14 protein-coding genes and 2 pseudogenes are annotated in these 12,509 nt (G+C 66.4%); 11 read left to right on the top strand and 5 right to left on the bottom strand.

Features of this window, described 5'->3' with window-relative positions; genetic code table 11:
- Positions 1-42: 42 nt before the first annotated feature.
- Both EPN33_05495 and EPN33_05490 read right to left on the bottom strand, forming a co-directional pair.
- Positions 43-459: a hypothetical protein gene (locus EPN33_05495; protein ID TAN22952.1), complete on the bottom strand. Its 417-nt coding sequence runs from the start codon at positions 457-459 to the stop codon at positions 43-45.
- Positions 459-1,319 carry a 4-hydroxybenzoate octaprenyltransferase gene (locus tag EPN33_05490; GenBank protein ID TAN22951.1) on the bottom strand — a complete coding sequence of 287 codons (861 nt, stop codon included), beginning with the start codon at positions 1,317-1,319 and terminating at the stop codon, positions 459-461. Before EPN33_05490 ends, EPN33_05495 begins: the two co-directional genes overlap by 1 nt.
- Positions 1,320-1,403: 84 nt before the next feature.
- Between EPN33_05490 and tsaD the strand changes: the two genes are divergently transcribed.
- The 10 genes and pseudogenes from tsaD to selB all read left to right on the top strand — a co-directional run bounded on the left by tsaD (position 1,404) and on the right by selB (position 9,632).
- The gene (gene tsaD, locus EPN33_05485) at positions 1,404-2,549 is read left to right on the top strand and encodes a tRNA (adenosine(37)-N6)-threonylcarbamoyltransferase complex transferase subunit TsaD (GenBank protein TAN22950.1); all 1,146 of its coding nucleotides are present in this window, start codon (positions 1,404-1,406) and stop codon (positions 2,547-2,549) included.
- Positions 2,550-2,555: 6 nt separating this feature from the next.
- On the top strand, positions 2,556-3,266 hold the full coding sequence (locus tag EPN33_05480; protein TAN22949.1) for a hypothetical protein: 711 nt from the start codon (positions 2,556-2,558) through the stop codon (positions 3,264-3,266).
- A gap of 3 nt (positions 3,267-3,269) precedes the next feature.
- Positions 3,270-4,319 (top strand): alpha/beta hydrolase, encoded by a 1,050-nt coding sequence (locus EPN33_05475; protein ID TAN22948.1) that lies wholly within the window; start codon positions 3,270-3,272, stop codon positions 4,317-4,319.
- Between the two features lie 2 nt (positions 4,320-4,321).
- Positions 4,322-4,789: pseudogene (locus tag EPN33_05470) on the top strand (DedA family protein).
- A 125-nt stretch (positions 4,790-4,914) separates the two neighbouring features.
- Positions 4,915-5,001 (top strand): annotated as a pseudogene (locus tag EPN33_05465) (LysR family transcriptional regulator).
- Positions 4,991-5,875 (top strand): MBL fold metallo-hydrolase, encoded by an 885-nt coding sequence (locus tag EPN33_05460; GenBank protein TAN23143.1) that lies wholly within the window; start codon positions 4,991-4,993, stop codon positions 5,873-5,875. The pseudogene EPN33_05465 and the gene EPN33_05460 overlap by 11 nt, the downstream one beginning before the upstream one ends.
- Positions 5,876-5,963: 88 nt before the next feature.
- Positions 5,964-6,674, top strand: a complete 711-nt coding sequence (locus tag EPN33_05455) for a hypothetical protein (protein ID TAN22947.1) — start codon at positions 5,964-5,966, stop codon at positions 6,672-6,674.
- A 116-nt stretch (positions 6,675-6,790) separates the two neighbouring features.
- Complete coding sequence (locus EPN33_05450) at positions 6,791-7,090, top strand: hypothetical protein (GenBank protein TAN22946.1); 300 nt, start codon at positions 6,791-6,793, stop codon at positions 7,088-7,090.
- Entirely contained in the window at positions 7,087-7,791 is a 705-nt protein-coding gene (locus EPN33_05445) for an orotidine-5'-phosphate decarboxylase (GenBank protein TAN22945.1), read from the top strand. Before EPN33_05450 ends, EPN33_05445 begins: the two co-directional genes overlap by 4 nt.
- Positions 7,788-9,632: a selenocysteine-specific translation elongation factor gene (selB, locus tag EPN33_05440; GenBank protein TAN22944.1), complete on the top strand. Its 1,845-nt coding sequence runs from the start codon at positions 7,788-7,790 to the stop codon at positions 9,630-9,632. Before EPN33_05445 ends, selB begins: the two co-directional genes overlap by 4 nt.
- Here selB and EPN33_05435 read toward each other — a convergent pair.
- Positions 9,629-10,144, bottom strand: coding sequence for a hypothetical protein (locus tag EPN33_05435; GenBank protein ID TAN22943.1), 516 nt, complete (start codon positions 10,142-10,144; stop codon positions 9,629-9,631). The genes selB and EPN33_05435 overlap by 4 nt on opposite strands.
- A complete protein-coding gene (locus tag EPN33_05430) occupies positions 10,141-10,752 on the bottom strand; it encodes a DUF4142 domain-containing protein (GenBank protein ID TAN22942.1) in 612 nt (203 codons plus the stop codon). Before EPN33_05430 ends, EPN33_05435 begins: the two co-directional genes overlap by 4 nt.
- An 85-nt stretch (positions 10,753-10,837) precedes the next feature.
- Between EPN33_05430 and EPN33_05425 the strand changes: the two genes are divergently transcribed.
- On the top strand, positions 10,838-11,749 hold the full coding sequence (locus tag EPN33_05425) for a phosphatase PAP2 family protein (GenBank protein TAN22941.1): 912 nt from the start codon (positions 10,838-10,840) through the stop codon (positions 11,747-11,749).
- On the opposite strand, the gene EPN33_05420 is transcribed toward EPN33_05425, so the two are convergent.
- Positions 11,739-12,509 (bottom strand): hypothetical protein, encoded by a 771-nt coding sequence (locus EPN33_05420; protein ID TAN22940.1) that lies wholly within the window; start codon positions 12,507-12,509, stop codon positions 11,739-11,741. The two genes, EPN33_05425 and EPN33_05420, sit on opposite strands and share 11 nt — an antisense overlap.

Here is a 12,509-nt window from a genome sequence, read left to right as displayed (position 1 = left end):
AATCAGCCTCAGTGCTGGGCCCGTGCAGGCTCCGCTACGCCATTATTTCAGCGAGGCATAACTGCAGGCACCCAGGCCGGGATAGGTCATATGGAGAATTATTTTTTTGCCCGAGCCATGCCGGTTCACGAGCAAGGGGATATTGGCGGTGCACAGGCCGGGATAGAGGGCGATCAGGTGATATTTGCCGGGGGCGACCTTCTTTCCGAAGTCGAACTTGCCGTTTTCATCGGTCGAGCCCACGGCGAGCAGTTTGTGGGGCGCGGCGCCGGTATAAAGGCCCAGCTCGACCAGCGGAATCCCCATGTGGATGGGGTCAACCGCTTCACCGCGAATTTGCCTGACTGCAAGTTGCGGGTTGGGAGGGTTTTCGACCGCGTAACTCATCCCCGGCCGTTGCGCCGTCTGGGCCAGGCAGGCAGCGGCGGCGAGAATGATGAGGAGAAGACGGCAGCGCATCAGACCAGAATGGCGGCACCCCAGAAGACCAGCAGCAGAATGCCGATGTAGCCGTTGACGGTGAAAAACGCAGCGTTCATGCGCGACAGATCATCGGGCGCCAGCAGCGAATGCTCCCACAGCAGCAGCGCGGTTACGACCACGAGACCCAGCCAGGCCAGCCCGCCCAAGCCGCTCGAAATCAGCAGCCAGACCAGCAACGCCAGCATCAGGAGGTGACATAGCTGCGCCAGGCGCAGGCTCGCGGCCACGCCGACCGATTTGGGCACAGAGCGCAGGCCCGGCTGCTGGCGGTCAAACTCCACGTCCTGGCAGGCGTAGAGCAAATCGAAGCCGGCGACCCAGAGCGCGACGGCGCCGCTGAGCAGCAGGATGCGCGGCGCCAGCGAGCCGCGCACTGCGATCCAGGCGGCGGCGGGCGCAATGCCCAGCCCCAGCCCCAGCACCCAATGCGACAGCCAGGTGAAGCGCTTGGTGTAGGAGTAAAACAGCACCCAACCCAGCGCCAACGGCGACAGCTTGAGGCAGAGCGGATTCAACTGCCAGGCGGCCAGCTCGAATACGGCCACACTGACGATCAGGAAGCTCCAGGCGAAACCGAGCGAGAGCGTGCCTGCGGCGAGCGCGCGGTTGCGGGTGCGCGGGTTGGCGGCGTCCATATGGCGATCGACAATCCGGTTGAAGGTCATGGCCGCGCTGCGCGCCGCGACCATGGCCACCACGATCCAGCCGAGCACGCTCCAGGGCGGCCAGCCGCGCGCGGCCAGTAGGGCGCCCAGCAGGGCAAAGGGCAGCGCGAAGATGGAATGCTCGAACTTGATCATCTCCAGCGTGCGCCGGGTGCTGGTCAGTACGGGCATGAGATGAGTATAGCGGGAGGAGCGGGCAGCGAATCAGCGGATCAGCGGGGCGGGGCGCCTTCGGGTTCCGCACCGGCTTACAATATGAACGTGGCGGCAGCGACAATTCTGGGCATTGAGACCTCGTGCGATGAAACCGCGGCCGCGGTGGTCGTCGAAGGGCGCGAGATCCTGTCGAATGTGGTGTTGTCGCAAGTGCCGGTGCATCAGCTTTACGGCGGCGTGGTTCCGGAACTGGCCAGCCGGGAGCATTTGCGGGGTATCGTGCCGGTGGTGCGCCAGGCGCTGGAGCAGGCCGGCGGCCTGGCCCTGGCGGACGTGGATGCCATTGCGGTGACGCAGGGTCCGGGGCTGGCCGGGGCGTTGCTGGTGGGCCTGAGCTACGCCAAAACGCTAGCCTGGGCGCTAGGCAAACCGCTGATTGGCGTCAATCATCTGGAAGGCCATTTGCAGGCGGTCTTTCTTGAGGAGCGGCGGAACGGGCGGCCGGATCCGACGCTGCCGGCGATGGCGCTGGTGGTGTCGGGCGGGCATACGCAACTCTATCTGGTGGAGGCGGCGAGCGCGGGTCCGGGCTACCGTTATCGCACGCTGGGGCGCACGCGCGACGATGCGGCGGGCGAAGCTTACGACAAAGTCGCCAAGCTATTGGGGCTGGGTTATCCGGGCGGGCCGTTGATCGACCGGCTTTCGGAATTCGGCGATGCGCACGCGGTCGCCTTCGGCCGCATCCGGCTGAAGGGCAATGCGCTCGATTTCTCATTTTCGGGGATCAAGACGGCGGTGCTGCGGCGGGTGCAGACCACGCCGGAGCTGGCCGCGGGCATCCAGGCCCGCCAGCCGGCGCTGGCGGCGCTGGGCCGCAAGCCGACGCTCGAGGACTGGCGCGCGGTGTGTGACCGGGCGACGCTGGATCTTATCGCCAGTTTCCAAGCTGCGGTGGTTGGTGATCTGGTCCGGCGGACGCTGGCCGCGGTGGAACAAATGGCCGCGGCGGACACGCCAGTGGCCAGCGTGTTTCTGACCGGCGGGGTTGCGGCCAATCGCGCGCTGCGGCGCGAGATGCAGACCGCGGCGGGGCAGATGGGCCTGAGCGTCTATGCCCCGGCGATGGCGTTGTGCACTGACAACGCCGCCATGATTGCCGCGGCTGCCTGGCCCCACTTTCAATCGGCGCAGTGGGCGGCCGCCGATCTGGCGCCGGCGCCGCAACTTCCGCTCGCTTCCTGAACGCTCATGGCCATTACTCTCAAACTGCGCAATCTCTTGTACGTGATCCACACCACGCGGCCGGAGCGGCTGGCTGCGGTGCTGCCGGCCGGCGTCGAGCCCGACGTGCGCGAAACGCCGGAGGGGCCACGCGCCTTTCTGGCCACCGTGACGCTGGAGGCGGGCGCGGCTTTTCCGTATCTGCTGAGCGGTTTCCGCCAGGTCAACTATCGCGTGTATGTGCGCCACAACGCCGAACCGGGGGTGCTGTTTGTGCGCTCCTGGGTGTCGGCGCGTGCGGCCGCGGCGGTGCTGAATCTGGCGATTCCCACCGAGTACGCGGCGGTCGAGACGGAGATTGATGACGTCAGCGCACCCTATGCGAAATACACCGTCGCGGCGCGATCGGGCGATCATGAACTCAAGCTGGAAGCGCACGCCGATCCCCACCCGCAATTTCCGCTGTTTGCGTCGCGGGAAGAGGCGGTGCATTTTCTGACGCATCGCCTGAATGGCTTTGCCGCGGGCGCGCATCCCAAGTCGGGACTGTCCGTGATTCGGGTTTTGCATCCGGAGATGGATCCGCTGCCCGCGCGCGTGTCCGTAACGGCGGCCGATCAATGGACGGAGACGGGAATTCTAACGAAGGAAGAAGCGGCCCGGCCGCTGCTGGCGCTGATTCAGCCGGAGACGCAGTTTGACATGAACCTACCAGAGCGGTTGGCCGCGAGTAGTTAAACCGTGGCGGACAGTCTGCTCGAGACGCAGCTTCCGTGGGGCGCACTGCGCTATCGCTGCTGGGGCGCGGCTCCCGCCGCCTTTCACCGGGGCGTCGCCCCGGTGAACGACGCACGTGCGTCGTTCACCCCGATGGTCGGCTCGCCCTCGTCTCCGGCGCCAAGCGGAGGGGCGAGCAGTAGAATTTGCGATGTCGTCATGCTGCACGGCCTGCTGGGGACGAGTTCACAGTGGGCCGCATGCGCCTCGCTGCTAGCGCCGGAATACCGCTGTTGGGCGCTGGAGCTGCCGGGCATAGGCGCGTCGGCGCGGCCCCGCGATCTGTCGCTGCAGGGGTTGACCGCATGGCTGGAAGCCGCCTGCGGCGCGCTGCCGCTGGGTGAGCGGTTTACGCTCATGGGCTCGTCCTGGGGCGGGGCGGTGGCGCTGGATTTTGCCGCGCGCTCGCCACTGGCGGCGCGCGTGGAGCGACTGGTGCTGGCAGCGCCGGCGCATCCGCTTTGGAATCCGAGCCGCGCCCAGCGCTTCATGCTGCGCCCCGTGCAGGCGCGCGTGGGGGCGTGGCTGGGCGCCCGCTGCTCGCCGCAGATCCACCGGGCGCTGCTGGAGCGCATCTACGGTGATCCGGCGCGCCTGCCGCTGGAGAGCATCGCCGAATATGGCGCCACCTTGCGGCAGCCGCATCTGGGAGCGGCGATTGCCGGGCTGGCGCGCCACTTTCGCGCCCAGCGGCTGGCGCTCGAGGCCGCGCTGCCGCAGATGCAGACCCCGGCGCTGCTGGTCTGGGGCGACCGCGATCCGGTGGTGCCGGTGGCCACGGCGGCGGCGCTGGCGGCGGCCATGCCCCACGTGGAGCTGGAAGTTCTGGCCGGAGTTGGCCACCTGCCGTTTGTCGAAGAGCCGGAAACGTTTGTGCGGGTGGCTCGCCACTTTTTGTCCGGGTCGCTCCCGTTGGTCGCTTGGAGTGCGGGCTTCGATTCCCGGCAGGGTCCGCCCGCCGGCGCTCCGGGCTCCTCCGAGCTGCCGCCACTGGGGCGTATCCGGATGGGATAGCGATGCACACCGCCTTCGTCTATTTCCGCGAATTCTTCCAGCATTACGGGCTACTGGCGGTGTTTCTGCTGCTGTTGCTGGAGAACTTCGGCCTGCCGCTGCCGGGCGAACTCTCGCTGCTCTACGCCGGCTTTCATCTGCGCGTCTACGGCGGCTTCAGCCTGCTCGCGCTGATTGCCGTAGGCGTCGCGGGCAGCTCGCTCGGCCAGGTGACCGGCTACTTCGTTGGCCGCTACGCCCACAACTGGGTGCTGCGCACGTTTCCGATCAAATCCCACCACTACCAGCGCTACTCGATCTACTTTCAGCATCACGGCGCCACCACCATCCTGTTTGCCCGCTTCGTCACCGGTCTGCGCATCTTTGCCGGAATTTTGGCGGGTCTCGGCCACATGCACTGGCAGAGGTTTGTTTTTTTTGATTTTTGCGGCGCTATCCTCTGGGTATCCGCGATTGCGAGTCTAGGAGCGCTGCTGGGCAGTCAGTGGCGGCGGCTGCTCCATGTTCTGGGCCGCGTGGATTTGGTTATTCTGGTGGTCGCCATCGTGCTGATCTGGGTGGCGTGGCATCGGTTGCGGGGGGAACATGAGGGAAGAGGGAAAAGGGAAGAGGGAAAAGGGAAGAGGGAAAAGGGAAGAGGGAAAAGGGAAGAGGGAAAAGGGAAGAGGGAAATGGGGAACGGTGAGTGGACGGGGCCGTTTGTCAGAAAGCTTGGGGATACGGAGCTGTCGGTCATTACCGACCGGAGCTACCTGCTCGATGGCGGGGCGATGTTTGGCGTGGTGCCGAAGACGTTATGGAGCCGCACGACGCCGAGCGATGAGCGGAATTATGTGCGCTGCGGGTTGAACTCGCTGGTCTTCCGCCATCGTGGCGAGCTGGTGCTGGTTGAGACGGGGTGCGGGAATAAGCTCAACGATAAGCAGATGCGCTACAACGGGGTTGATCCGCGGCGGGACTATTTGGAGCGACTGGCCGCGGCGGGATTTCCAGCGGAAGAGTTCACGCTGGTCGTCAACTCGCATCTGCACTACGATCATTGCGGTTGGAACACTGTACGCCGTCCGGATGGAAGCATCGTGCCTGTATTTCCGAATGCTCACTACTATGTGCAGCGGAAGGAGTGGGAGCATGCGCGCGAGCAGCATGAGCGCGACCGCGTCAGCTACCTGACGGAGAACTACGATCCGCTGGTCACCTCCGGACAAATGCAGTTGCTCGAGGGCGAGCGGGAGCTGCTGCCGGGGCTGTCGGTGATGCCGCTTCCCGGCCATACGCGGGGCATGCAAGCCATTCTGCTGCGCTCGGGAAACGAGGTGGCCTGCTACATCTCCGATCTGATGCCGACGCATTGGCACCTGAAGCCGAGTTGGGTGATGGCCTTTGATTTGTTTCCGCTGGAGACCATTGACAATAAACATCGCATTCTGGACCAGGCCGAACGCGAGCATTGGCTGCTGGTGTTCACGCACGATCCGGAGCAGGCCTGGGGCTATGTGGAGCGCCAAAATGCGGAGTACGTTTTTGTTCCCGCCGAAGGCTCCCGCCCAAAGTAAAAATTAGCTCCCGGCGGCAACCCACCTTCCCGCCCGCCATCGCATCGCACGCGATAGAGCCAACCGTGGCTGGAGAGGGAGGGTGTGAATGAGTACGTTACGTAGCATCGAACGCAGGCTTTACGTTCGCCGTCAAGTGGACCGCGACATGGCGTCCCAGGCGGTGGTAGCGACCGGGGGAGTTCCGCGCCATATGGAATGGAACGGCATCTGGACCGGTTATATGACGTTTGCAGGGGTGGCGATCATCCTGCTGTCATTTGTGCTGGCCGTGGGCTTTCAATCGCTGGATCCGTTCAGCAGCGCCTCCTGGCGCTCGGTGGGCGGCGGAGTGCTGGGTTGGAGCCTGGTGGTCGTGCTGATTGCCACATTCCTGGGGGCCTGGGTTGCCGCGCGCACGCCGCGTACCACCAGACAGCACGGCATGATGCGGGCCGTTACGCTCTGGGGCATGATTCTCGTCACGGCGCTGTTGCTTACGGGTTGGGTGGCGGGCACGACGATTGGTGCTGCCTCGCAAGTGGCTACCACGGCGGCCACGGCGACCGGCCGGGGCGCCGCTGCACCCAATGCCAATGCCAATGCCGCGCCGGCTCCGCGCCAGTCCGCGCAAGGCGCGCTCACGGCCACGGCGCCGGAGGCGGCAGCCACGACGGTTAATTTGGGGCGCAATATGATGTGGAGTTTCTTCCTGCTGGCCCTGATTGGGCTGGGCTGTGCGCTGCTGGGCGGTGCGATGGGGGGTGGGGGCATCAATCTCCGCCGGCCAATGCGGGCGAGCAATCCGCCGGCGGCCTAGGGGCGCGGCCACCTCTTGCTGGAGCCGTCCTCCGCTGCCGCCCCAAGCCGTGTGCGGCTGGAGGACTCCGGTGTGGCGCATACCGCTGTGGGCGCGTTGATGCTAGCCTTGAGAGGATGACGTGCTGGAAGTGCGGCCGGACGATCCAGTTGCGGACCGCGCAAAAGGTGAATACGCGCGACGAGTGCGAGTGCGGCGCCGATCTGCATGTCTGCCGCAATTGCCGGCACTTCGAGCCCACCGCCCATAACGAGTGCCGCGAGGTGATGGCGGAATGGGTGCGCTTCAAAGAGCGCGCCAACTACTGCGATTACTTCTCGCCCGCCACGGTCGTCAATGCCACTGGTCCGCGCGCGCAGGGCAAAACCACTTCCGATGACGCGCGCGCGAAGTTTGATCAGCTCTTCAAGCAATGACGCCCTCGGATCGCATCATCCTGGCTCTGGATGTTGCCGGCGAGGCGGCGGCGCTGGCCTGGGTGGAGCGCGTGGGCAGGCGCGTGGGCCTGGTCAAGGTCGGCCTGGAGCTGTTCGTGGCGGCCGGACCGGCACTGGTGCGCAAGCTGCGGCAACGCGGCATAGGCGTATTTCTCGATCTCAAGCTGCACGACATCCCGAACACGGTGGCGGGCGCGGTGCGCGCCGCCGCACGCTGCGATGTCCAAATGCTGACGGTGCATGCCGCCGGCGGAGCGGCGATGCTGGCCGCGGCGGCCGCGGCGGCGCCACCGGGGCTGACGCTGCTGGGCGTCACCGTGCTGACCAGTCTTGATGCGGCGGCGCTGCAGGAATTGAATCTGCCGAGCACGGCGGCGGAGCGGGTGGTGGCGTGGGCGCGGTTGTGCCAGCGCCAGGGCCTGGGCGGCATCGTCTGTTCGGCGCAGGAAGCGGCGGTGGTGCGGCAGGCTAGCGGCGGTGGAGTAAAACTAATAGTTCCCGGCATTCGACCGGCGGGCTCGACGACCGGTGATCAGGCGCGGGTGGCGACGCCTGCCGACGCCATCCGCGCGGGCGCGGATTATCTGGTGCTGGGACGTGCGGTCACCGCGGCCGCGGATCCGGAAGCCGCGCTGGAGGCGGTGACGCAGGAAATCGCCAGCGTGGCCGGCGGGCGATGATCGTCGGCACCGCCGGACATATCGACCATGGCAAAAGCGCACTGGTCGAGGCGCTGACGGGCGTGCATCCCGACCGGCTGGCGGAAGAACGCCGGCGGGGCATGACGCTCGACCTGGGTTTCGGCCATTGGTCGCAGAACGGGCAGACCATCGGCGTGGTCGATGTTCCCGGCCACGAGCGTTTCATTCATTCCATGCTGGCCGGCGCCGGCGGCATCGACGTCATGCTGCTGGTGGTGGCAGCCGATGCCGGCGTGCAGCCGCAGACGGTCGAGCACTTCGCCATTTGCCGGCTGCTGGGCATTCCCCAGGGCGTGGTCGCGCTCACGAAAACCGATCTTGCGGATGGAGCGCAGATGGCGCGCGTGCGCAGCCAGATTGCGGCGCTGCTGGAGGGCACGGCCTTCGCCGGTGCGCCGGTGATACCGGTGAGCGCGGTAACCGGCGCGGGGATCGAGGAGCTGCGTCAGGCGCTGCTCACGGGGGGCGGGCGCGCGCCGGGCAGGGATGCGGCGGCGCCGTTCCGGCTGCCGGTGGATCGCGCCTTCAGCATGAAGGGCTTTGGCGCCGTCATTACCGGAACACTGGCGCAAGGAACGTTGCACACCGGCGAGGAGGCGGAGCTTTTGCCGGGCCGCCGGCGCGTGCGGGTGCGCGGATTGCAGGTACACGGCCAGGCAGTAACGGAGGCTGTGGCCGGGAATAGGGTGGCGGCGAATCTGGCGGGCGTGGAAACGCGCGAGCTGCATCGCGGTCTGGAGCTGATGGCGGCGGACACCTTCGCCGTGACGCAAGTGCTCGATATCGAGCTGAGCTGGGTGGTGGATGCTCCAGTGTTGCCGCATCGCGCGGACTGCCGCGTGCATTTGCACACCGCCGAAGCGGTGGCAACGCTTATCTGGCTGGAGGCGCCGCGCTACGCGCAGCTCCGGTTGGTCGAGCCGGTGGTAGCGGCGCCCGGCGATCGCTTGATTCTGCGGCAGCTCTCGCCCGCGGCGACACTTGCCGGGGGTGTCGTGCTCGACCCGGCGCCGCCGCGGTATCGCCGCGCGGATTACGCCGGCGCGGCACGGCATCTGGCGGAGCTGGCGGCCGCGCCGGATTTGAGTGCGCGTCTGCGTCTCTGGCTGGAAGGCGCCGGAAGGAGCGGTTGCGATTTGGCGGAGCTGGCTCGCCGATCGGGGCGTCGCGTGGATCAGGTTCGGGCGGCGCTCGCCGCGACGGACTGCGTGCTTAGCGAGAACCCACCGGCAGCGCTGGCGACGAGCGCGCTGCCGGTCATCGAGCGCGAGCTGCTGGCGGCTCTCGATACATTTCACCGCCGTGAGCCGATGAGCGCGGGCGCGGCGCTGGATGCACTTTCGCTGGCCGATGCACCCCATTGGCTAGCGGCGGCGGCAGGGCGGCTGGTTCAGGGCGGCAAGCTCGAGATCGCCGGCGGCAGCCGCTATCGCTTGCAGAGCGCGGCGCCCGCCCGCGGTGCCGAGCAGTTGCGGCTCCGGGCGGCGATTGAGGAGCACTTCCGCGGACTGGGCTGGTCGGCGCCGCCGCTGGCGGAGACCCTGCGGAAATTTCCGCAGCCCGGCGCACGCGCCCTGGTCGCGGATTTGGCGCGGGAGCATGTGCTGACCGAGTGTCAGCCGGGATGGTTTTTGCACGCCGCGGCGCTGGATCGCCTGCGCGCACTGCTGGGCGAGCACAAGACGGGCAAAGCCGAGTTTTCCGTGGGCGACTTCAAGCAATGGACCGGCCTGAGCCGCAAACTGGCGATTCCGCTGCTGGAGTATTGCGACCGGGTGCGGCTGACGCGCCGCGCCGGCGAGGCGCGGATCATCCTCTAGCTTGCCTTCGGCATTTCCCAGACGCGGGCTTGCGGTTGGGCGCCGGCGAGGGCGCGGCGGATGGGGGCGCTGAGGCTGAGGACGGCGCCGAAGAGGATGTGCAGGACAATCCAGGGGCCGACCATGAAGGCCATGTAGGTGGACATGACGTGGTTGCCCCAGGGCAGGAGCCAGGCGGTCATGATGATCCAGACGCCAATGCCGTACAGAATGCCCCAGATGACCGCGGTACGCCACTTGCGGACGTTCCAGCCGATCGCGGTGTAGATCAGCCCCAGCACGGCAGCGACGGCCAGAAACATCAGCCAGCCCTGCCAGAGCGTCGCGGTGCCGCCGAGCAGCGCCATGGGACCGCTGATGGCCGCGGCGGTCGCGCGCGGCACGATGCCGGCGCCCAGGCCGATGGCGGCTGTCCAGCTCCGGGCGGCCAGCAACATCACCGCACCGGAAATCACACCGGCAATGGCGCCGCCACCGGCGACGGCGCCGAAGCCCTGGGGGCGCGTGCTCATACCGGCGCTCCTGGTTTGAGCAGCTCCTGCGCGAGCGTCAAGTGAATCCGGACGAGGGCGACGAGATTGTGCGTCAGCAGTTGCAGCGAGCGGGTGGCGGGCTGGCGGGCGCTTTGGTTCAGCTCCGGAATGAAGGCTTGATCTTTCGCCGCCATGGTCTGCAGGAAGAGGTGATCGAACTCCGTTGGCGCAGCGGACTCTAATTGTCGCAACTCCGGTTGCGGGGCAGATCGCAAGTTGATGCCCAGTCTCTCTGCTTCCTCCTGCAGCATGGCTTTCACCTTGCGATGATCGAGCGTGACGCGCCGGGCGTAGCGGCGCACGACGGTGGTGGCGCCCCGTTTTTCGCCGATTTGCGCCACTTGCAACAAGGCCTCGTTGCTGGCGTTCATGCGCAGCAAACGGGAGGAGACCGTAGGTGTGGGCACGGGCGGCTGTGGCACGGCCCCCTCTTGTTGGAGCCGCCCTCCCGTTGGTCGGGCTGTGGTCGAGCGTCGCTCCCCGGCAACGGATGCCCGCTGACGCTCAGGGCGTCTCCAAGTTGCCGCGTTCTGCGCCCACACGGCGACCCCGCATACAGCAAGGATGAGGAGGACACCCAACCTCATGCAAATTTGGACGTTCAAGCTTTGACGTGGGGTTGTTAGACTGGGAGGGGAGAGATGCAATGAGTGGTTCGATTCTTTCGGTTCAATGCCCGGAGTGCGAGCGCATTTATACCATTTACCCCGGGCCGGACGAGTACATGCGCTGTCTGATCACGCGCAAGTACGAGATGGAGTGCGATTACTGCGAAAAGGAGCTGGTGTTCAAGGTGGTGGGCGGCGCCAAGGCGCCGTACAGCACTGGGGGCACGTGAGGGGTCAGGGGCCAGGGGTCAGGGGCCTGGGGCCAGGAGCCAGGGGCCAGCGCGCGTTCGCCGTTCTCCTAGTGCTGTTGCTGCTGGCGCCGGCAGCTCGCGCCAGCACGCCGTGGGGCATTATCGGCGGGACAGTTGCGAGGCTTTGGCATGGCACCACGCAGTTCCCGGGGGCGGCGGTGCGGAATTGGCGTGTCACCGTGCCGGTGGTAGCTGTGGCGGGAGCGCTGATTCTGTTTGGCGACACGCGGATATCTGATCAGATTCAATCGCCGGGGCTGGAGAGGGCAAGCCGGAACTGGTCGAACCGGGGCTTGCTGGTGATCGAGCCTGCGTTTGCGCTGACCACGGCGGCGATCGAGGATCATTGCCTGTTTTGCCCATCTACCGGCAAGTTTGCGCTTACGGCGATCACCACCGAAGGCTACGCGACCGCGGTGGTGCAGGTACTCAAATACAGCGCGGGACGCGAGCGGCCGTTTACGGCAGGAGACGGCGATGGCGGCTTCAATGAGGGGGGCACGTCGTTTCCCTCCGGCCATGCGATCGGTGCGTTTTCGCTCGCCGCGTTACTGGCGCAGCATGATCCCCAGGCCACTTGGGCTAATCGATTCGGTTATTTGCTCGCGGGCAGCATTGGCGTCGCGCGCGTAACGGGCAAGGAGCACTTTCCGTCGGATGTTCTGGTCGGCGGCACACTGGGCGTACTGCTCGGCCGCTGCGCGCTTGCGTGTCCTAAAAACTGAAGTTGCGCGAGACGAGCAGCTTGAGGGTCATTTTGTCAGAGGCTGAGGTCACGCCAATGCCCACGCCGGCCTCGATGTCGACCGCTGCGCCGTAGTGATCCACCACGGCCCAGACCTGCTGGAATTGCTGGTTGACGGGTAACAGGCGGGCGAGCGTGCCGCGCTGGGCGTACTCCTCGCCGGCGATCGCCCAGTGGGGGTTGAGGTTGTAGGCGATGCGGGCGCAGGGGTTGAACTGCAGGGTGGAAAACCCCGTCCAGTTGTTGTCGAGCACGGGGTTGAAGATGATATCCCAGGGATGCAGGTGCAGGCCGATGATGGGCCGGATCTCCTGCGTATAGCGGCGTGGGTCCCAGTGGCGGGCGTTGTAGCTGAACTCGAAGTTCATGCCGTAGAAGAACGTGTGGTCCTCGGCGTGGGGGCGGACGAAGAGGAGGCGCAGCTTGGCGCCGTCGATCGAGGGGCCGCGGCCGCCGCCAAAGCTGTAGAGCGGCATGTAGAGGCCCAGCTCCATCCAGGGCTCGGCGCCGTAGGCCCATTCCAGCGAGCCGTTGGTGGAATGGTTGGAGAGTATCACGCCGGGCGCAAACGGAGTGGTGGCGCCATCGGGGGTGAAGTTGGTGTGGGTGGTGAGGTTGAACTGATGCAGCGGGGCAATGCCGGCATCGTAGACCTGAATCTCATCGGTTTGCGCGCGCGCCGCGAGCGGCGCCAGCACGAACCCAGCAAGACACAGACCCAGCAGAGTCCATCGCATCAT

The sequence above is a fragment of the Acidobacteriota bacterium genome, assembly GCA_004299485.1.
Lineage (GTDB): Bacteria > Acidobacteriota > Terriglobia > Terriglobales > SCQP01 > SCQP01.
This window is presented reverse-complemented; position numbering and strand designations above follow the sequence as displayed.

Bases quoted from the DNA above. Each gene is read 5' to 3' on its own strand.
- EPN33_05430 (TAN22942.1), bottom strand. From the start codon at position 10,752: ATGAGGTTGGGTGTCCTCCTCATCCTTGCTGTATGCGGGGTCGCCGTG.
- selB (TAN22944.1), top strand. From the start codon at position 7,788: ATGATCGTCGGCACCGCCGGACATATCGACCATGGCAAAAGCGCACTG.
- tsaD (TAN22950.1), top strand. From the start codon at position 1,404: ATGAACGTGGCGGCAGCGACAATTCTGGGCATTGAGACCTCGTGCGAT.
- EPN33_05450 (TAN22946.1), top strand. From the start codon at position 6,791: ATGACGTGCTGGAAGTGCGGCCGGACGATCCAGTTGCGGACCGCGCAA.
- EPN33_05495 (TAN22952.1), bottom strand. From the start codon at position 459: ATGCGCTGCCGTCTTCTCCTCATCATTCTCGCCGCCGCTGCCTGCCTG.
- EPN33_05420 (TAN22940.1), bottom strand. From the start codon at position 12,509: ATGATGCGATGGACTCTGCTGGGTCTGTGTCTTGCTGGGTTCGTGCTG.
- EPN33_05455 (TAN22947.1), top strand. From the start codon at position 5,964: ATGAGTACGTTACGTAGCATCGAACGCAGGCTTTACGTTCGCCGTCAA.
- EPN33_05460 (TAN23143.1), top strand. From the start codon at position 4,991: ATGGGGAACGGTGAGTGGACGGGGCCGTTTGTCAGAAAGCTTGGGGAT.
- EPN33_05490 (TAN22951.1), bottom strand. From the start codon at position 1,319: ATGCCCGTACTGACCAGCACCCGGCGCACGCTGGAGATGATCAAGTTC.
- EPN33_05445 (TAN22945.1), top strand. From the start codon at position 7,087: ATGACGCCCTCGGATCGCATCATCCTGGCTCTGGATGTTGCCGGCGAG.
- EPN33_05435 (TAN22943.1), bottom strand. From the start codon at position 10,144: ATGAGCACGCGCCCCCAGGGCTTCGGCGCCGTCGCCGGTGGCGGCGCC.
- EPN33_05425 (TAN22941.1), top strand. From the start codon at position 10,838: ATGCCCGGAGTGCGAGCGCATTTATACCATTTACCCCGGGCCGGACGA.
- EPN33_05480 (TAN22949.1), top strand. From the start codon at position 2,556: ATGGCCATTACTCTCAAACTGCGCAATCTCTTGTACGTGATCCACACC.